Source organism: Streptomyces sp. Ru73, from assembly GCF_002920575.1.
Classification (GTDB): Bacteria; Actinomycetota; Actinomycetes; order Streptomycetales; family Streptomycetaceae; genus Streptomyces.
On the sequence record NZ_PQSQ01000070.1, the window covers coordinates 1 to 19,291 of the forward strand.

Annotated in this window: 11 protein-coding genes and 1 pseudogene; 6 read left to right on the plus strand and 6 right to left on the minus strand. The window is 75.3% G+C overall.

The annotated features are described in order from the left end of the window. The 6 genes and pseudogenes from C3486_RS37445 to C3486_RS25610 form a co-directional block, all read left to right on the plus strand. Positions 1–616: pseudogene (locus tag C3486_RS37445) on the plus strand (hypothetical protein); the annotation flags it as partial. 81 nt (positions 617–697) lie between these two features. Continuing rightward, positions 698–4,012, plus strand: a complete 3,315-nt coding sequence (locus C3486_RS25590; RefSeq protein ID WP_103835122.1) for a non-ribosomal peptide synthetase — start codon at positions 698–700, stop codon at positions 4,010–4,012. Further along, the gene (glyA, locus tag C3486_RS25595; protein ID WP_103835123.1) at positions 4,009–5,406 is read left to right on the plus strand and encodes a serine hydroxymethyltransferase; all 1,398 of its coding nucleotides are present in this window, start codon (positions 4,009–4,011) and stop codon (positions 5,404–5,406) included. Before C3486_RS25590 ends, glyA begins: the two co-directional genes overlap by 4 nt. Then, entirely contained in the window at positions 5,403–6,092 is a 690-nt protein-coding gene (locus tag C3486_RS25600; protein WP_103835124.1) for a DUF2461 domain-containing protein, read from the plus strand. The genes glyA and C3486_RS25600 overlap by 4 nt, the downstream gene beginning before the upstream one ends. Then, positions 6,089–7,198, plus strand: a complete 1,110-nt coding sequence (locus C3486_RS25605) for a low specificity L-threonine aldolase (protein ID WP_258052988.1) — start codon at positions 6,089–6,091, stop codon at positions 7,196–7,198. Before C3486_RS25600 ends, C3486_RS25605 begins: the two co-directional genes overlap by 4 nt. Next, positions 7,195–7,776: a GNAT family N-acetyltransferase gene (locus C3486_RS25610; protein WP_103835125.1), complete on the plus strand. Its 582-nt coding sequence runs from the start codon at positions 7,195–7,197 to the stop codon at positions 7,774–7,776. The genes C3486_RS25605 and C3486_RS25610 overlap by 4 nt, the downstream gene beginning before the upstream one ends. 73 nt (positions 7,777–7,849) lie before the next feature. On the opposite strand, the gene C3486_RS25615 is transcribed toward C3486_RS25610, so the two are convergent. Genes C3486_RS25615 through C3486_RS25635 form a run of 6 tightly spaced genes read right to left on the minus strand, consistent with a single transcriptional unit; the run spans position 7,850 to position 19,133 of the window. Beyond that, entirely contained in the window at positions 7,850–9,010 is a 1,161-nt protein-coding gene (locus tag C3486_RS25615; RefSeq protein ID WP_103835126.1) for an acyl-CoA dehydrogenase family protein, read from the minus strand. Beyond that, positions 9,007–10,197, minus strand: coding sequence for an acyl-CoA dehydrogenase family protein (locus C3486_RS25620; RefSeq protein ID WP_103835127.1), 1,191 nt, complete (start codon positions 10,195–10,197; stop codon positions 9,007–9,009). Before C3486_RS25620 ends, C3486_RS25615 begins: the two co-directional genes overlap by 4 nt. 9 nt (positions 10,198–10,206) lie before the next feature. Continuing rightward, complete coding sequence (locus C3486_RS25625) at positions 10,207–11,661, minus strand: condensation domain-containing protein (protein WP_103835128.1); 1,455 nt, start codon at positions 11,659–11,661, stop codon at positions 10,207–10,209. After that, positions 11,661–14,693, minus strand: coding sequence for a non-ribosomal peptide synthetase (locus tag C3486_RS25630; RefSeq protein WP_107501224.1), 3,033 nt, complete (start codon positions 14,691–14,693; stop codon positions 11,661–11,663). Before C3486_RS25630 ends, C3486_RS25625 begins: the two co-directional genes overlap by 1 nt. Further along, entirely contained in the window at positions 14,597–15,016 is a 420-nt protein-coding gene (locus C3486_RS36810) for a hypothetical protein (RefSeq protein ID WP_107501225.1), read from the minus strand. Before C3486_RS36810 ends, C3486_RS25630 begins: the two co-directional genes overlap by 97 nt. After that, a complete protein-coding gene (locus C3486_RS25635; RefSeq protein ID WP_103835130.1) occupies positions 15,009–19,133 on the minus strand; it encodes a non-ribosomal peptide synthetase in 4,125 nt (1,374 codons plus the stop codon). The genes C3486_RS36810 and C3486_RS25635 overlap by 8 nt, the downstream gene beginning before the upstream one ends. Positions 19,134–19,291 lie beyond the last annotated feature (158 nt).

Here is a 19,291-nt window from a genome sequence, read left to right on the forward strand (position 1 = left end):
GCTGATCACCGGCCGTACCGCACTGCCTTCCGTGGGCGGCGCGCACACCGTCGCGCTGGACCCGCTGGACTCCCGCTCCTCGCTCGAACTGCTCGCCTCGGCCGCGGGCCCGGACCGGATCGCCGCCGCGCCCGGCGCCGCCGCCGCGATCGTGGAGCACTGCGCCGGGCTGCCGCTGGCGCTGCGCATCGCCGGCATCCGGATCGCGGCACGGCCGCACTACGCGCCGGACCGGCTGGCCCGGCGGCTCGCCGACCCCGCGACCCGGCTGCGCGAGCTGCACTCGGGCGAGCTGGACGTGCACACGGCGCTGCAGGCGTCCTGGCGGGCGCTGGAGCCGGGTGTGCGGGACGCCTTCCCCGCGCTGGCCGCGCTCGGGGCCGCGCCGTTCCCCGCACGGGACGCCGCCCGCTCGCTGGCGGTGCCGGAGGCGGACGCCGAACGGCTGCTGGAAGCGCTCGCCGACGCGGCGCTGCTGGAGGTCAGCGGCGCCGACGAGTGGGGGCAGCCCTGCTACCTCTTCCACCCCCTCGTCCGGCTGTTCGCGCTGTCCCTGCCGGACCGGCCCGCGGCCCCGGCGCCGATGCCCGCCTCCCGGCACGTAACCGGCGGCTAACCGGCGCCTCCTAGCCTCGCCGCGCCCGCCGGCCTGCCGCCCGGACCGGAACCCCCTGAGACCCGTGAGTGGAGTTGGACCATGACCGACCTCTTGCAGACGCCCGAGGGCCGCTTGCAGCCCCGCGAGGGCAGCGCCGCGCCCTTTCCCATGACCGAGACGCAGCAGGCGCTGATGATCGGGCGCGGCGAAGGCGTGGAGCTGGGCAGCATCGGCTGCTACGGCTACTTCGAGTGGGAGCGCGCGGGGCTGGACCCGGAGCGCCTGGCCACCGCGTGGCGCCGGGTCGTGGCCCGCCACGACATGCTCCGCGCGATCGCGAGCCCGGACGGCACCCAGCACGTACCGGACGAGGAGCGTCCGTACGGCATACCGGTGCTGGACCTGCGTGCGCACACTCCGGAGGAGGCGGCGGAGCGGCTCGCCGCGCTGCGCGAGGAGATGAGCCATGTGGTCTTCCCGGTCGGCAGCTGGCCGCTGTTCGACCTGCGGATCGTCCTGCTGCCGGGCGAGGGGGACGTGGGCCGGGTGCACTTGGGCATCGACCTCCAGGTGCTGGACGCTTCCAGCGCCTTCCAGGTGCTCTTCCCCGACCTGATCGACCTGTACGAGGACCCGGACGCGGTGCTGCCCGAGCCGGGGATCACGTTCGCCGAGTACGCGCGCTGGCGCGCCGAGGTGCTGCCCGGTACCGAGGAGTTCCGTACGGCCCGTGAGTACTGGCTGGCGCGCGTCCCGGACCTGCCGCCGGCCCCGGCCCTGCCGGCGGGCGGCCCGCAGGACGGCGGGGTCCGCTTCGACCGGCGGGAGCACCGCCTCTCCCCCGCCGACCGTGAGCGGTTCGCGGACCGGGCTCGGGAGGCCGGGGTGACGCCGTCGGTGCTGCTCACCGCGGCCTTCGCCGAGGTGGTCCGGTGCTGGGCCGAGGAGCCGGACTTCACCCTCAACTACCCGGTGTTCCAGCGGCCCCCGGTGCACGAGGGCATCGGCGGGGTGCTCGGGGACTTCACCAACGCGGTGCTGCTGGCCGCCGACGGCTCGGGCAGGACCTTCCTGGACCGGGCGCACGCGCTCCGCGACCAGCTGGCCAGGGACATGGCGCACGGCGCGTTCAACGGCGTACGGGTGCTGCGCGAGCTGACCCGGCAGCACGGCACGGGCGCGCGGTCCGCCATGCCCGTCGTGGTCACCAGCCTGCTCGACCACGAGGTGCGCAGGCCGGTGACCGACCTGGGCCGGGAGGTGTACTCGATCTCGCAGACGCCGCAGGTCTCGCTGGACGTCCAGCTCCGCGAGCTGGACGGGGAGCTGCGGGTCATCTGGGACTTCGTGGACGGTGCGTTCGCGCCCGGCTTCATCGACGCCGCTTTCGGCGCGTACGTCTCGCTGCTCCAGCGGCTCGTGGCCGGTCCGGAGGCGCTGCGCGCCGAGCGCTTCGACCTGATCCCGCCGGCCGAGCGGGAGCTGCGCCGCCGGGTCAACGACACGGGCGCGCAGATCCCGTACGTGACGCTGCACGAGCTGTTCGCCGAGCAGGCGGCGCGCACCCCGGACGCGGAGGCCGTGGTGGCCGCAGGGCGTCGGCTGACCTACGCCGAACTGGCCGCCTACGCCTGGCGGATCGGCCGCACGCTGCGGCAGCACGGCGCGGCGCCGGGCGAGCTGGTCGCCGTCGTCATGGAGAAGGGCTGGGAACAGTACGCGGCGGTGTACGGCATCCTCGCCGCGGGCGCCGCCTACCTGCCGCTGGACCCGTCCGTGCCGCCGGAGCGGCTGCGCCGGCTGCTGGCGGAGGCGAAGGTGGACAAGATCCTCACCCAGTCGCACCTGGAGCCCCGGCTCGGCTGGCCGCCGAGCGCCCACCGCTACCGGGTGGACCTGGACTTCGAGATCGGCAGCGCCGAGCGCCCCGCCACCGCGCAGAGCCCGGCGGACCTCGCGTACACCATCTTCACCTCGGGCTCGACCGGCGAGCCCAAGGGCGTGATGGTCGACCACATCGGCGTGGTCAACCTGATCCGCGACGTCGCCGAGCGGTTCGGGGTCGGCGCCGGGGACCGGCTGCTGGCCATCTCCGGGCTGCACTTCGATGCCTCGATCTACGACGTGTTCGGCGTGCTGACGCAGGGCGGCACCGTGGTGGTCCCGCCGCCGTTCGCGCACGCCGAACCGGACGTGTGGGCCGACCTGGTCGCCGCCGAGCGGGTCACGCTGTGGAACTCCGTACCGGTCCTGATGGAGCTGCTGGTCGGCGAGGCGGAGGTGCGGGAGCGGCGCGGCGGCGGCCGGCCGCTGGAGTCGCTGCGGCTGTCCGTACTCTCCGGCGACTGGATTCCGCTGACGCTGCCGGACCGGCTGCGCGCGCAGGCGCCGGGGATCGAAGTGGTGGGCTCGGGCGGGCCGACGGAGACGATCTGCTGGTCGCTGTTCCAGCCGATCGGCGAGGTCGACCCGGCCTGGCAGAGCATCCCGTACGGCAAGCCGATCACCAACCAGAAGTACTACGTCGTCGACGCCCGGGCGTACGAGCGGCCGCTCGGCGTGGTCGGCGAGATGGCGGTGGCCAGCGACGTGGGGCTGGCGCGCGGCTACTGGAACGACGAGGAGCGCACCCGCAGCCGCTTCGTCCACCTGCCGGAGACCGGCGAACGCGCCTACCTCACCGGTGACCTGGGCCGTTACCTGCCGGACGGCAGCATCGAGATCCTCGGCCGGGACGACTTCCAGGTGAAGATCCAGGGCCACCGGGTCGAGCTGGGCGAGATCGAGGCGGTGCTGCGCCGGGACGAGCGCGTCGAGGCGGCCGTGGTGGTGGCCCCGGCCAGTGCGCACGGCGTCCGCCGGCTGCACGCCTTCGTCGTCGCGGACGGCCCGGAGGCGGCGGAGCCCGTGCTGGCCCGGCTCGCCGAGCAGCTGCCCGCTTACCTGGTCCCGTCCGGGCTCACCGTGCTCGACCGGCTGCCGCTCACCCGCAACGGCAAGGTCGACCGGCTGCGGCTCACCGCCGACGCCGGACACCAGCAGCCCGCCGGGGACGCCGAGCGGCAGGACGGGGACGAGGAGCCGGGCAGTGCGCTGGAGCTGGTGCTCTGCGCGGCCGTCGCCGACGTCCTCGGCCTGGACCGGGTGGGCCCCGGTGACAACTTCTTCAAGCTGGGCGGCGATTCGCTCAGCGGCACCCGGCTGGCGGGGCTGCTCAAGGACCTGCTGGGCGTGCCGGTGCCGGTCAAGACCGTGTTCGAGAACCCGCTGCTCCGGGACCTGGCCGCGAAGACCGCGGCGGACGAGCGGTACGGCGCCGAAGCCGTCGCGGCCGCCGAGGCGCTCACCGCGCTGGAGGCGGACGAGGAGGACACCGCGAGCACCACGGACGAGTCCGAGAAGGGACAGTCATGAGCCTCACCCTGCCCCCGCCCGTCACCGGGCCCGCCGGGGCCGCCCCGGCGCCCGCCGCCGGCCCCGCGCCCGGCCCGGATCTGATCGGCTTCGCCGGCCGGGCCGCGACCGGGCTGCGGGACGCCGACCCCGCCCTGTACGCGCTGCTGACCCGGGAGACGGCCCGCCAGAACGACACGCTCATGATGGTCGCGGCCTCCAGCGTGGCCGACCCGTCCGTACTGGCCTGCGGCGGCAGCGCGCTGGGCAACCTCACCGCCGAGGGCTTCCCCGGCGCCCGCTACCACGCGGGCTGCGGGGTGGCCGACGAGATCGAGCGGCTGGCGATCGACCGGGCGTGCGCGGCCTTCGGCGCGCGGGACGCGATCGTGCAGCCGCACTCGGGCTCCTCGGCGAACCTCGCCGTCATCACCGCACTGCTGAACCCGGGTGACACCCTGCTCGGCCTCGACCTGGACTGCGGCGGCCACCTCACCCACGGCTCCCCCGCCTCGGTGACCGGCCGCCACTACCGGGCCAGGGGCTACCGGGTGACGCCGGACGGCTTCCTCGACTACGACCGCATCCGCGAACTGGCCCTCGCGCACCGGCCGAAGCTCATCGTCTGCGGGGCGAGCGCCTACCCGCGCACCATCGACTTCGCGCGCTTCCGGGAGATCGCCGACGAGGCCAACGCGTATCTGCTCGCCGACATCTCCCACATCGCGGGGCTGGTCGCGGCCGGGCTGCACCCCAGCCCCGTCGACCACGCCCATGTGACCACCACCAGCACCTACAAGCAGCTCTACGGGCCGCGCGGCGGGCTCATCCTGCTCGGCCGCGACGCGCGCATGCCGGGGCCCGAGCGCGGCACCCTCGCCGCGACCCTGCGCCGCGCCGTGTTCCCCTTCACCCAGGGGACACCCGACCTGGCGTCGGTGGCGGCCAAGGCCCGTGCGCTGGACTTCGTGGCGGGCCCCGGCTTCGCCGAACTGGCCAAGCGGCTCCAGGACGGCGCCCAGGCGATGGCCGAGCGGCTGTCCGAGCGCGGGCTGCGCCTGGTCACCGGCGGCACCGACACCCACATGGTCCTGCTCGACCTGCGCGGCACCGGCGTGACCGGGGACGCCGCCGAGACGGCCCTGGAGTCCTGCGGCATCGTCGTCAACCGCAACCGGGTCCCCGGCGACACCACCCCGGCCCGGGTGACGGGCGGCCTGCGGCTGGGCAGCAACACCCTGGCGGCGCGCGGCATGGACCGCACGGCCACCGCAGAGTGCGCGGGCCTGGTCGCCGACGTCCTGGACGCGCTGCGCGTACACGGCGGCACGCTGCCGGACGCGGTGCGCGACCGGGTACGGGCCCGGGTGTCCGCGCTGTGTGCCCGCCATCCCCTGCCGGGGTACCCGTCGTGACCTTCACCGGCTTTCCGCCCGCGGCGCTGCGCCTGTACGCCGACCTCGCGGCCGACAACACCAAGGAGGCGTGGCGGCTGCGCCACCGCGCGGTGTACGAGCGGGACGTACGGGCGCCGATGGACGCGCTGGCCGGCGAACTCTCCGCAGCCTTCGGGGAGTTCGCCGGGCCGGACGGGGTGCGGGTGCTGGGCCCGGTCCGCGACACCCGGATGTCCCACGACAAGTCCCCGTACAAGACCTACCAGGGCGCCTACCTCGACGTGCTGCCCTGCCTGGGGTTCTGGCTGCATCTCGACCGGGACGGGCTGTACGTCTCCGGGCGGTACTACCCGTACGCCGGCGCCGAGGTCGCCCGGTACCGCGCCGCCGTCGAGGAACCGGACGGCGGCGCCGAACTAGCAGTCATCGTCCGCGATTTGGAGGCGCGGGGCTTCGTGATCGGCGGCGACCGGCTGAAGTCGCGGCCGCGCGGGGTACCGGCCGACCACCCCCGGCTGGACCTGCTCCGGCACCGCAAGATCGACGCTGGCCGCCGCTACGGGCCCGGCCCCGACGTCCACACCGCACGCGCCGCCGAGGTGGTGCGGGAGACCTGGGAGCTGGTCCGGCCGCTGCTGGACTGGGTGGCGGACCGCAAGCTCACCCCCGAGCCCCGCGACCAAGGAGCTGACGCACCGTCATGACCAGCACCGGCATGACCAGTGGCATCGTCGACCTGCGCAGCGACACGGTGACCCGGCCGACCGCCGGCATGCGGACGGCGATGGCGTACGCGGAGGTCGGGGACGCCCTGTTCGGCGAGGACCCCACCGTGCGCGCGCTGGAGGAGCGGCTGGCCGGCATGTTCGGCTTCTCCGGCGCGCTGTTCGTGCCGTCCGGGGTGATGGCCAACCAGATCGGCCTGCGGCTGCTGGCCGGCCGCGGCGAGGAGCTGGTGTGCGACGCCGAAGCACACATCCTGGCGCACGAGGAGGCCGCGCCCGCCCGGTACGGCGGCATCCAGACCCGCACCGTGCCGGCCGGGCGCGGCATCGTCACGCCCGAGGCGCTGGCCGGGGTCCTGCGGGCCGGGAACGCGTACACCCTCGGCACCCGCGCGGTCGAGGTGGAGCAGACCCACACCCGCGCGGGCGGCACGGTCCAGCCGCTGGAGACGCTGCGCGCGGTGCGGGCGATGACCGCGGAGGCGGGCGTCGCCGTGCACATCGACGGCGCGCGGATCTGGAACGCCGGGGCCGCGACCGGGACGCCGTGGGCCGAGTACGGGGCCGCGGTGGCCGACTCGCTGTCCGTCTGCCTGTCCAAGGGGCTGGGCGCGCCGGTCGGTTCCGTCCTGCTGCTGCCCGCCGAACGGCTGCCCGCTGCGCGGAAGCTGGCGCACGGGCTGGGCGGCGGCATGCGGCAGGCGGGCGTCCTCGCGGCCGCGGGGCTGTACGCGCTGGACCACCACGTGGCGCGGATCGCCGAGGACCACGAGAACGCCGCGCTGCTGGCCGCGGGGCTGCGGGACGCCGGGTACGCCGTGCGCCCGCCGGAGACCAACATCGTCCTCGTCGAGGCGCCCGGCGCCGGGGACGTCGTGGCACGGGCGGCCCGGGAGGGGGTGCTGGTGACCGCGCCCGGTCCCGGAACGGTCCGGCTGGTCACCCATCTGGACGCAGGACGACAGGCGTGCCGGCAGGCCGTCGGCGTCCTGGTGGCGGCGCTGCGAGCGGCCGGCACCGGGGCGCGACGGACCGCCGGCACGGAACACACCGCGACACCGGAAGAGAGCACAGAAGCGGCATGACTGTAGAAGTACGACCCGCCACGGCGGAGCGCTGGGACGACCTCCGGGCCGTCCTGCAGCCCAAGAAGAGCGCGCACACCTGCTGGTGCATGGCCTGGCGGCTGACGACCGGCGACTACGGGCGGATGTCGGCGGACGAGCGGGGCGCGCACCTGCGCTCCCTGGTGGAGTCCGCCGACCCGCCGCCCGGGGTGCTGGGCTACGTGGACGGCGAGGTGGCCGGCTGGTGCAACGTCGCGCCGCGCAAGCACCTGGACCGGCTCGCGTCCTCGAAGACGATCACCCCGGTGGACGAGGTGCCGGTGTGGTCGGTGACCTGCTTCGTCGTACGGAAGGACTTCCGCGGCAAGGGCGTGGCGACGGCCCTGCTGGAGGGCGCGGTCGAGCACGCGCGGGCACACGGCGCGCCGGCCGTCGAGGGGTATCCGGTCGACCCTGAAGGGGACCGGGTCAATCCGACGCTCGCGTACGTCGGGACGATGGAGATGTTCGAGCGGGCCGGCTTCCGGCGGGTGAAGAGGACCGAGGCCAAGAGCGACAAGCGGCACCGCTGGGTGCTCCGCCGCGACCTGGTCTGACGGGTCCGGCGCCGGGCACGGCAGGAGGGGGAGGGACGTCCGCACCGCGGGCGCCCCTCCCCCTCCGTGGTGTTCAGGCGGTGTGCGCCGCGGTCTCCCACAGGTGCGCCGGCCGGCCGCAGCGCAGCGCCTCCCAGGCGGCCCGGCGGTAGCACCCGGCGACCAGTCCGTCGCGCACCAGCCCGGACGCGCCGTGCAGGTGGATCGCGTCGCGCGTCACGTCGAGGGCGGTCTCCGCCGTCAGCGCGATCAGTCCGGCCGCCTCGCCCGGGGTGAGCCGGTCCTTGTCCAGGTCCCGGGCCGCGTCGCCGACCGCCCAGCGCACCGCGTCGAGCCGGGCGAGCAGCCCGGCCACCCGCAGCCGCGGCGCCTGGTGCTTGACCAGCGGCTGGCCGAACTGGCGGCGGCCACGGATGCGGTCCACCACTGCGGTGAGCGCCGCGGCCGTGAGGCCGGCCAGCAGCGCGGCCTGGTGGACAGCGGCCCGCAGCCCCACCCGGGCCAGCGCCTGCTCGGCGGCGAGCCCGCGCAGCAGCACCGCTTCGGCGGGCAGCCGGGTCTCCTCGAAGACGGCGCCGGAGACCGCTCCCCCGCCGTGGTCGCGCAGCGGCCGTACCTCGACGCCGGCGGCCGGCAGGTCCACCAGCGCGGCGCACGGGCCGTCCGGTCCGCTCGCCAGGACCAGCAGCGCCCCGGCGCCCACTCCGGCGGCGAACGGGCCGCCGGTGCCGGTGAGGACGATGCCGCCGGTGCTGCCGTCGGGCTTCCAGGTGACGCCGGGCGGCACGGTGCCGCGCGGGTCCGGCAGCCGGCCCGGTACGGCCAGCGGGTGCTCGCCCGCGCGCACCCGGTCCAGCAGCGCGTCGGCCGCCTCCGGCGCCGCGGGCCCGAGACCGGCGAGCAGGTCCACGGCGAGCAGGGTGTCGGCGAGCGGTACGGGCTGCATGGTGTTGCCGGCCTCCTCGCACACCATCGCGAGGACGGCCTGGCCGAGGTCGAGGCCGTCCTTGTCGATGGGCAGCGCGAACTCCCAGGCGCCGACCTGGGTCAGCGCCTCCCAGGCACCGGCGGGCGTGTCGCCGCCGGCCTCCAGGCCCTGCCGCACGGTGAGCCGCAGCTGCCGGAAGAGCGCGTCCTCGTCCTCGCGCTCCCGCCAGCGCTCGGCCGCCCCTCCGCCCGGCGTCGTGGTGTGCTGTGGTGCCGCGTCGTGTGCCGCGGCCTCCGGTGTCGTCACGGCCGTACCTCCGCCCCTGAGTCGAGACGCAGCCGGGCCAGCGTCTCCAGCATCATTTCCGCGGTGCCGCCGGAGATCCGCATCCCGGGTGCTTCGCGCAGCGCCGCGTCGAGTGGGTGTGCCACCCCGTCGACCCGCGGGTCGTCGAGGGTCATGCTGCGGTCGCCGTCGAGTTCGGCGGCCCACCAGGCCACCTCGGCGGCGAGTTCGGTGGTGTACCACTTGGCGGCCGCGGCCTCGTCCTCGTTGAGTTCGCCCCGGTCGAGGCGGGTGAGGACGCGGCGGACCAGGGTGCCGGCGGCGAGCAGCCGGGCGTTGAGCTTGGCGAGCCCGATCTGGTCGTGCTGGCCCGCCTCCAGGCGGTCGCCGTGGCCCTCCAGCCGTTCGACGGCGGCGCGGTACCAGCGCAGGGCCTTGACGTAGTAGTCGAGGCCGGTGCGTTCGAAGGCCAGCGTCTTGACGACGATGGCCCAGCCCTGGCCCGGCTCGCCGACCACGTCGTCGGCGGTGACGGCCACGCCGTCCAGGGTGACTTCGTGGAAGGCGTCGTCGCCGATGCCGGGGATCGGCCGGATGGTGACGCCGGGCTGCGCGAGCGGCACCAGGAACAGGCTGAAGGCGTCGTTCTCGCCGCGCGCGAGGCAGAGTCCGTAGTCGGCGAGCCCGGCGAAGAGCGAGTGCACCTTGGTGCCGTACAGCTTGTGGCCGCCGTTGCCGTCGGCCACGGCGCGGGTGGAGAGGATGTTGAGGTCGGAACCGGCCTGCGGCTCGCTGAAGAGCACGCAGCCGAAGGCCGTGCCGGCGGCGAAGCCCGGCAGGTGCCGGGCCTTCATCTCCGGGCTCGCGACGTTGAGCAGGGTGGAGCCGACGATCTGAACGGTGAGGGTGTGCAGCAGGTCCGGCACGTCGTGCATGGCCAGCTCCTCGACCAGCACGGCGGCGGCCACCTGGCTGACGCCCCGGCCCCCGTACTCCTCGGGCCACTGGGGCGCGAGCAGGCCGGCCCGGCCCAGGGCCAGGTGGACGGGCCGGGGGTCGCGGGTGCGCCGGGCCTCGGCGACCGGTGCGGAGACGAGGACGTCGTGCACCTCTTCCCGCAGGGCGCGCATCGGCGTGCGGGGCACGTCCGGGCCGGATCTGACGAGGCCGCAGTCCGCCGGCGCGCGGTAGAACTCGGTGGTGAGCACGGCAACTCCCTAGTGCCGGGTGCGGACGGGGGCGGCGGGCTCGGCGACCGCCCGGTCCAGCACCGCTTCGATTCCGGTGAGCAGTCCGCGTACGTCCTCGGGCGCGGCGGCCCGCCGGTTGTACTCGGCTGTGCCGCCGATCTCGCCGTCCCGCTCGGTCAGGCCGATGCAGGCGAGCGCGGCGGCGGGGTCCGGGCTGTAGAGCTCCAGGTGGCGCGCCGGCGGTCCGGGCAGCTGGCGCACCTCGATCCCGGGCAGGCCGAACGGGACGGCCGGGTAGTTGTGGAGGGCGAACAGGACCCGGTACGGGGGAGGCGTCCCGGTGCCGAACAGCGCGTCGACCGGCAGCCGTTGGTGGCCGAGCGCCTCGGCGACGGCGGCGCGGGTGCGGTGCAGCAGCGCGGGGAAGGACGGGCCGCCGGACAGGTCGATGCGGATCGGTACGACGGTGGTGAACTGGCCCACCGCGCCTTCCAGTTCGGTGGCGAAGCGGCCGGCCGCCGGAGTGCCGATCACCGCTTCGTCGCGCCCTTCGTACCGGGCGAGGACCACGGCGAGCGCGGTGAGCAGCGTCATGAACGGGGTGGCTCCCTCGGCGGCGCCGAGTGCGAGCCCGGCCTCGACGACCGGCCGGCCGAGCCGGACCGGGAAGTGCCCCCGTGCGAACCCGCCGGGCGCGCGCGGCGCCGCCGGGAGGTCGGCGAACGCGGCGCGCCGGTCCGCGAGTTCGGCGCTGCCCTCCGGCCCGGCCAGCCAGCGGCTCTGCCAGTCGGCGTAGTCGGTGAGCTGGAGCGGCGGCGGGGTGAGGCCGCCGGTGCCGTCGCGGTACCCGGCCGCGAGGTCGGTGAGGAACACCCCGGAGGACCAGCCGTCGAAGACGGCCAGGTGGGAGGCGAGGAGCAGCACGTGGTCGCCGGGCCCGAGCCGCAGCAGCCGGAAGCGGGTGGTGCGTCCGGACTCCAGGTCGAGGCCCGCGGCGGCGCCTTCGGCGATCTCCCGCCGGACGTGTGCGGTGCGGGCCTCCTCACCGTACCCGGAGAGGTCGGCGCGGGTGAGGCGCAGGTCCGGCTCCTGTGCCACGTGCAGCTCCACGGCCCCGGTGCCGGTCGCGGCCAGCCGGGTGCGCAGTGCTTCGTGGCGGCGCAGTACGCCGGTGAGCGCGTCCCGCAGCCGGTCCTCGTCCAGGTGGCCGGTGAGGCGTACGGCGTGCGCACCGGTGCCCGGTGCGTCCGGTGTGCCGTCCGCTCCCCGCTCGGCCGCGCCGCGTTCCCGGTGCCACAGCCGGGTCTGCAGCGCGGTGGCCGGGACCGGCCCCGCGCCGGAGCGCGGGGCCGGCCGGGCGGGCACGGGGCGGCGGGCGGCGAGCAGCAGCCGGGCGAGTTCGCGGCGGGACTCGGGCAGGGCAGCGAGCGCCGCCTCGACGCCCGCGTCTCCGGGCGGCGCGGAGCCGGCCGGTCCGGTCATCACTGGCCGTCCGGCGTCTGCAGGGAGCCGAGGAGCGCGGCGGCCTCCTCGTCGCTCAGGTTCTCGATCTGCTCGAAGACCGCGAGCAGCCGGTCCTGTTCGCCGGCCTCCTCGGCCTTCGCGGCGCGCACCAGGTCGGCGAGGCCCGCGACGGTGGGCCGGCCGAAGAAGTCGGCGAGCGCGATGTCGATGCCGAACACGGCGCGCACCCGCGACACCACGATGGTGGCCTGGAGGGAGCTGCCGCCCAGTGCGAAGAAGTCGCCCTCCACGTCCGGCTCCGACCACTCCAGCATCGGGGTGAGGATGTCCCGGCAGATCTGCTCCTCGATGGCGTCGCGGGGCGGAGTGCCGCCCTGGGCCGCCTGGTCGGCGGGGAGCGGGAGCGCGGCGGTGTCGACCTTGCCGTGCGGGGTGAGCGGCAGTTCGGGCAGGACCACGACGACCGGCACCATGTAGCCGGGCAGCCGGGCCGCTGCGTACGCGCGCAGGCCCTCGGCGTCGGCGACCTCGGAGGCGTACGCGCCGACCTGCTCGACCGTGACGTAGGCGACGAGCATCCGTTCGCCGCCGGCGGCGGGCCGGCCGACGGCGACCGCCTGCTGCACGGAGGGGTGGCCGGTGAGGACGGCCTCCACCTCGCCCGGCTCGATGCGGTGGCCGCGCAGCTTGAGCTGGCGGTCGGTGCGGCCGAGGAAGTCCAGGTTGCCGCCGGGCAGCCAGCGCACCAGGTCGCCGGTGCGGTAGAGGCGTGCGGTCTCGGGGCCGTCGGCGAAGGGGTTGTCGACGAACCGCTCGGCGGTCAGCTCGGGCCGGCCGAGGTAGCCGCGGGCCACGCCGGGCCCTGCCACGCAGAGTTCGCCGGGCACGCCGGGCGGCACCGGGCGCAGCAGCGCGTCCAGGACGAACGCCTGGTGGCCGGGCATCGGGCGGCCGATGGGCGGGTTGCGGTCGTAGCTGCCGGTGCAGTCCATCAGGGTGACCGCGACGGTGGCCTCGGTGGGGCCGTAGCCGTTGACGAAGCGCCGTTCCCCCTGCGTCCATTCGGCGACGAGCCGGCCGGGGAACGCCTCACCGCCGACCGACACCAGCCGCAGGTCCGGCAGCCGGGCCTGGTCCAGCAGCGGCAGCAGGGCCGGCGGCAGCTCGGCGACGGTCACCGCGTCGGCGCGCATCCGGGCCTCCAGCAGGGCCGGGTCGCGGCGCTCCTCGTCGGTGGCGACGACGAGTTCGCCGCCGGCCAGCAGGGTGGCGAACACCTCGAAGACGGAGACGTCGAAGGTGAGCGGCGCGAACTGCAGGACGCGGTCGCCGGCGCCCATCTCGTACGCCGTGGCGATGGTGCGGGCGAAGTGGGTGACGGAGCGGTGCTCGATCATCACGCCCTTGGGCGTGCCGCTGCTGCCGGAGGTGTAGAGCACGTACGCCAGGTCGCCGGGGGTGGCCGTCGGGGCGAGCGAGGGCACCTCGCGGACCGGTGCGGCCGAGCCCGCCTGGACCCGCTCCAGCGGTACGGGCAGTTCGGTGTCGTCGTCGACGAGGGCGTGCCGCACCCCGGCGTCGGTGAGGACGGTCCTGGTCCGCTCGGCGGGCGCGGCGGGGTCCACGGGGACGTAGTGGGCGCCGGCCTTGAGGATGCCGAGGAGTCCGGCGACGGCCGCCGGGCCGCGGCCGACGCGGATCGCCACCGGGTCGCCGTGCCGTACGCCCCGGTCGCGCAGCCGGTGGGCGATCGCCTCCGACCAGCGGTCGAGCGCGGCGTAGTCGAGCCGGGTGCTGCCGTGCCGGACGGCGACCGCGTCCGGGGCGATGGTGGCCCGCTCGCGGAACGCGCGGTCCAGGGTGGTGGTCCAGGCGGCCTCGTCGACCGGGCCGCCGCGGGAGAGTTCCCTGGCGTGCCGGGAGGCGGCGGGCTCCTCGACCAGGGACAGCTCGCCGACCGGTACGTCGGGGTCGTGGGCGACCTGTTCCAGGATGCGCTGGAAGCCGGCGAGGAGGGCAGCGGCGGTGCCGTGCCGGTAGAGGGAGGTGTTGTACTCCAGCGACAGCTCCAGGCCGTCGTTCTCGCCGACCAGGAAGCTCATGTCGAACTTGGCGGCGCCGTCGTGCAGCTGGTCCATCGCGAACTCCACCCCGGCGGCCTCGGCGCGGTGGGTGCCCCAGCGGCCGAGCGAGGTGAACTCGATCTGGAAGAGCGGGTGCCGCAGCGGGTCGCGTACCGGCCGGACGGCCTCCACGACCTGCTCGAAGGGCAGCTCGCTGAGGGTGAAGGCGTCCATGACGGTGCTCGCGGTGCGGCCGACCAGCTCGCGGAAGGTGAGCCCGTCGGTGACCTCGGTGCGCAGCGTGATCATCTGCACGAAGCAGCCGATGACGCGTTCCAGGTCGGGGTGCGGCCGGGAGGCGCTGGCGGTGCCGACGACGATGTCCTCGCTGCGGGTCCAGTGCCGCAGGGTGGCGTTGAAGGCGGCGAGCAGGGTGGTGAAGACGGTGGTGCTGCTGCTCTCGGCGACCTCGGTCAGCCGGTCGAGCAGCTCCTGCGGCAGGTTGATCTTCAGGCCGCGCCCGTCGGCGCGGGTCTCGGGGCTGCGCGGGTGGTCGGGCATGACCTCGGTGGCCTGCGAACCGGCCAGCAGCTGCCGCCACTTGTCGGCCAGCGCCCTGCCGTGTTCCTCGTTCTCCAGCTTGGCGCGCTGCCAGGCAGCGAAGTCGGCGTATTCAACGGCGAGTTCGGGGCATTGGGGACGGCGGCCGGCGGCCGCCTCGGCGTAACGCGCCGTCAGCTCCTCGGTGAAGATCCGGGTGGAGCCCGGGTCCCAGACCACGTGGTGGACGACCCACAGCAGGACGTGCCGGTCGTCGGCCAGCCGCACCAGGTGGGCCCGTACGGGCGGGGCCGCGGCCAGGTCGAAGGGGGCGGCGGCGCAGCTCTCGGTCAGCTCGCGCAGCTCCCGGTCGGGGTCGTCGCTGCCGGAGAGGTCGGTGGTGAGGACGCCGAGGACGAAGCCGGGTACGGGCTCCTGCCAGGGCACCCCGTGACCTCGACGAGTCTGCTGTGCAGCACCTGGTGCCCGGCGACCACGGCGTTCAGCGCCTCGTGCAGCGCGGCCCGGTCCAGCTGTCCGGCCAGCCGCACCGCGAGGGCGATGTTGTTGCGTGCCTTGCCGGCGCCGAGCCGGTCGACGAACCACATCTGCTCCTGCTGGAAGGAGGTGCGGGAGCGCGGCCCGTGGTCGGCGCGCGTGAGCTCGATGCGGCGGCCGACGCCGGCGGTCATCTGGTTGCGCATCCGGCCGAGGAGGCGGGAGCGCTGGCCCTGGGGGAGCCGGCCGAGCCGTTCGGCGAGATCAGACATGGGTTCCTCCGTTGCTGTGCAGGTCGGCGAGTAGTGCGGCGAGCCGGTCCGGCAGGTGTTTGGCGAAGTAGTGGCGGCCGCCGGGGAGTACGGCGAGCCGCAGGTCGGCGGCGTACCGGCCCCAGGCGCGATGCCCCTGCTCGAATCCCTCGGTGGCGTCGTCGGCGTCACCGATGACGCAGGTGAGCGGGGTGGCCAGCGGCGGGTCGAAGCCGTCCGGGGTACGCGCGAAGAAGCGGGCGGCCTCGGTCATGTCGTGCCGGACCATCCGGAGTACGGCGCCGAGGTCGCGGTCGTCGAGCACGCCGTCGAAGCCGTCCATGGCGGTCAGGTAGGAGACGAGGTCGTCGTCGCTGGAGACGCGTTCCATCTCCAGCGCGTACTGCGGGTCCTCCTCGGGCAGCGCTGCCGCGAGGTGGAGGGCGACGGGCCGCTCGCCCCGCCGCTCCAGGACGCGGGTGGTCTCCAGCGCGGTGACCACGCCGGCGCAGTGGCCGTACACCGCGTACGGTCCGCCGACGGTCCGGGCGATCTCGGCGGCGGCCAGTTCGGCGAACTCCGCCACCGGCAGCATCGGTCCGGGCCGCAGCGGGTCGTGGCCGGGCGGGGAGACCGCGAGCAGTTCGATGTGCGGGGGCAGGTGGGCGGCGAGCGGCTGGTAGGCAATGGCGTCGCCGCCACCGTGCGGGAAGCAGACCAGGGTGAGCGTGGTGGTGCCGGCGGGGCGCTCGGGCGTGAGCCGGTGCAGCAGCCGCTGCGGTACCGGGCCGTCCCCGGCGGTGCCCGCGAGTTCGGCGGCGCGGGCGGCGAGCCCGGCCGGGGTGGGATTGCTGAAGAGGTCCACGACGCGCAGGCCGGCGGCACCGTCCTGCGGAAGCGCGGCGGCGACGGCCCGTACCGCGCGCACGGCCGCGAACGAGTCCCCGCCGAGGGCGAAGAAGTCGTCGTCGGGGCCGACGCCCGGGACACCGAGCACCTCCGCCCAGACGGCGGCGATCCGCTGCGCCGGCCCGGCGGGCGGCGCCGTCGTCGCGGGGCGATGGCCGTCAGCGGCCTCCGTGACCGGCCGTGCAGGCGCGGCGGGGCCGGGCTGCGGCGCTGCGGCCGTCAGTGCGGTGCGGTCCACCTTGCCGTTGGGGCTGAGCGGCAGCCGGTCCCGTACCACCAGCTCGGCGGGCACGCAGTGCGGCGGCAGAACGGCGGCCAGCGCGGTCCGCAGTGCGGGCAGGTCCAGCTCGGCGCCGTCGTGCGGGACGAGGTGGCCGACGAGCCGCGCCGCGTCGGCCGTCCGCCGGGCGACGACCACGGCCTCGCGGACGCCGGGCTGCTCGCGCAGGGCGCTCTCGACCTCGCCGGGCTCGATGCGCAGCCCGTTGAGCTTGATCCGGAAGTCGGTGCGGCCGAGGAGTTCGATGGTGCCGTCGGCGCCGTAGCGGGCCAGGTCGCCGGTGCGGTACAGCCGCTCCGTACGGCCGGGCTCCAGTTCGACGTGGACGAACTTCTCGTCGGTCAGCTCCGGCCTGTTCAGGTAGCCGCGGGCCAGGCCGACGCCGCCGAGGTGCAGCTCGCCGGGGACGCCGGCCGGGACGATCCGGTCGTGCGGGTCGAGGACGAAGGCCAGCTGGTTGGCCATGGGCCGGCCGTACGGCAGCTTGGTCCAGCCGGGGTCGACGCGGCCGACCCGGTACTCGACCGAGTGGATGGACGCCTCGGTGGCGCCGCCCAGCGCGACGAACGTCAGCTCCGGCGCGAAGGCGCGGATCCGGTCCGGCTGCGCGACGGGTATCCAGTCGCCGCCGAGGAAGGCGGTGCGCAGCTTCGGCAGCGCGGGCCCCTGCGCGTGTTCGAGCTGGTCGACGAGGAGGCCGAGCAGCGCGGGTGCGGAGTTCCACACGGTGACGCCGTGGCGTACGAGGAGGTCGGCCCAGTGTGCGGGGTCCTTCGCCGCGGCCGGGTCGGGCAGGACGAGGGTGCCGCCGGCCGCGAGCATGCCCAGCGTCTCGTAGACGCTCATGTCGAAGCTCGGCGAGGACAGCGCGAGCACCGCGTCGCCGGGCCCGATGCCGTACGACCTGTTGAGGTCCAGCAGGTTGTTGACCACGCCCCGGTGTTCGAGCGCGATGCCCTTGGGGGTGCCCGTGGAGCCCGAGGTGAAGATGACGTACGCCAGGTCGCGGGAGGTGACGGGCGCGGCGGGCCGGGTGGCGGGGTACTCGGCGAGCGCGGCGCGGTCGGCGTCGAGCAGGACCGTGGTGGTGTGCGGACCGGCCGGGAGCCGGCCGGTCAGTTCGGCGTCGGTGACGACGATGGGCGGTGCGGCGTCGCGCAGCAGCAGGGCCAGCCGCTCGGCCGGGTAGTCGGGGTCCAGTGGGACGTAGGCGCCGCCCGCCTTGAGCACGGCGAGGATCGCGGTGACCAGCCCCGGGCCGCGGCGCAGGCAGAGCGCGACCGTGCGGCCGGGCCCCGCTCCCGCCTCGATGAGCCGGTGCGCGAGCCGGTTGGCGCGCTCCTCGATCTCCCGGTAGGTGACCGCCCAGCCGCCGAGGCCGCCGCAGAGGACGGCCGGCGCGTCGGGCCGCCGGTCGGCGTGCTGCTCGAAGAGGTGGTGCAGGCAGGCGTCCTGCGGGAAGGGGGCGCGGGTGGCGTTCCAGTCGTGCAGGGCGGCGCGGCGCTCCGCCCCGGTGAGCAGCGGCAGTTCGGACAGCGGTGCCGCCGGGCGGGCGACGGCCCCTTGGAGGGTGGTGAGGAAGTGGCCGAGCAGCCGGTCGACGGTCGCCGCGTCGAAGAGGTCGGTGGGGTACTCCACCAGCGCCCGCACCGCCGTGCCGGTGTCGTGGACGCTGATCATGAGGTCGTACTTGGTGGCGCGCGAGGCGAAGTCGATGGGCTCGGTGGTGAGCCCGGTGAGCCCCGGCGCGGTGTCCGGGGTCTCGTCCAGGAGGAACATCACCGAGGTCAGCGGCGGCCGGCTGGGGTCGCGGGGCAGCCCCACTGTGTCGACGATGAGGTCGAACGGCAGCTCCTGGTGGGCGTAGGCCTGGAGCGTGGTGCGTCGGGTGGCGCGGACCAGCTCGGCGAAGCCCGGGTCGCCGCCGGTCCTGATGCGCAGCGGCAGGGTGTTGACGAAGAAGCCGATCAGTTCACTGAAGGCGGGGTGGTCGCGCCCGGAGACGGAGGTGCCGACGACGATGTCGTCCTGGCCGGTCCAGCGGCGCAGGGTCGCGGCGAAGCCGGCCAGCATCGTCATGTAGAGCGTGGCACCCTCGGCCTTGCCGAACTCCCGCAGTCTGTCGATGAGTTCCGGCGGCAGGTCGAGGTAGCGGGAGGCTCCGGCGTAGCCGAAGACGGGCGGCCGGGGGCGGTCGGTGGGCAGGTCCACCGGTGTCGCGCCGGCCAGCTCCGTGCGCCAGAAGGAGGTGAGCCGGTCCAGCCGGTCGCCACTGATGCGGCGGCGCTGCCAGGCGGCGAAGTCGGCGTACTGAAGGGAGAGTTCCGGCAGCGGCGCGGTGATGGCGCCGGCCCGGGCCGCGTAACCGCGCTCCAGTTCGGTCGCGAGCAGCCGCATCGACCAGCCGTCGGTGACGATGTGGTGCAGGTTCAGCACCAGGACGTGGTCGTCGGGCGCGAGCCGGCCGAGCGAGGCGCGCAGCGGCGCTGCGCCCGCGAGGTCGAAGGGGGCCGCGGCGTCCGAGGCGTAGAACGCTCCGACGGCCGCCTCGTCGGGCAGGTCGGTGACGGGCAGCGGCAGCCGGAAGCCGGCCAGCACCCGGGGCTCCGCCTCCTCGGCACCCGGCCGGTCGGCGTAGACGGTGCGCAGCACTTCGTGCCGGTCGACGATCTCCTGGAGCGCGCCGTGCAGCGCGGCGACGTCGAGGGGGCCGCGAATGCGGGTGGCGACCGGCACGTTGTAGGCGGGAGAGCCGGGCTGGAGCTGGTCGATGAACCACAGCCGGCGCTGGGCGAAGGAGAGCACCGGCGGCTCGGCGGGGTCGCGGCGGGCCGGTTCGGTGTCCTCCCGCGCGGCGGCACCGCTCCCGTTGCGGCCGGCGAGGGCCTGGAACAGTGCCCTGCGGGCCTTCGGCAGTGCGGCTATGCGTTCGGCGAGGGACTCGCTCACCTTGAGCCTCCGTGCGTGTTCGGGAGCGGGACGGTGCGAGGGGATGGCGGTGGGGCGGGGCACGGGGATGCGTGCGGCGGGGCCCGCGCGGGCGGGTGCGGGTGTCCCCGGCGGGGACCTCGCGTACGGGGTGAGCGGGCGCCGGCCGGCACCCACTC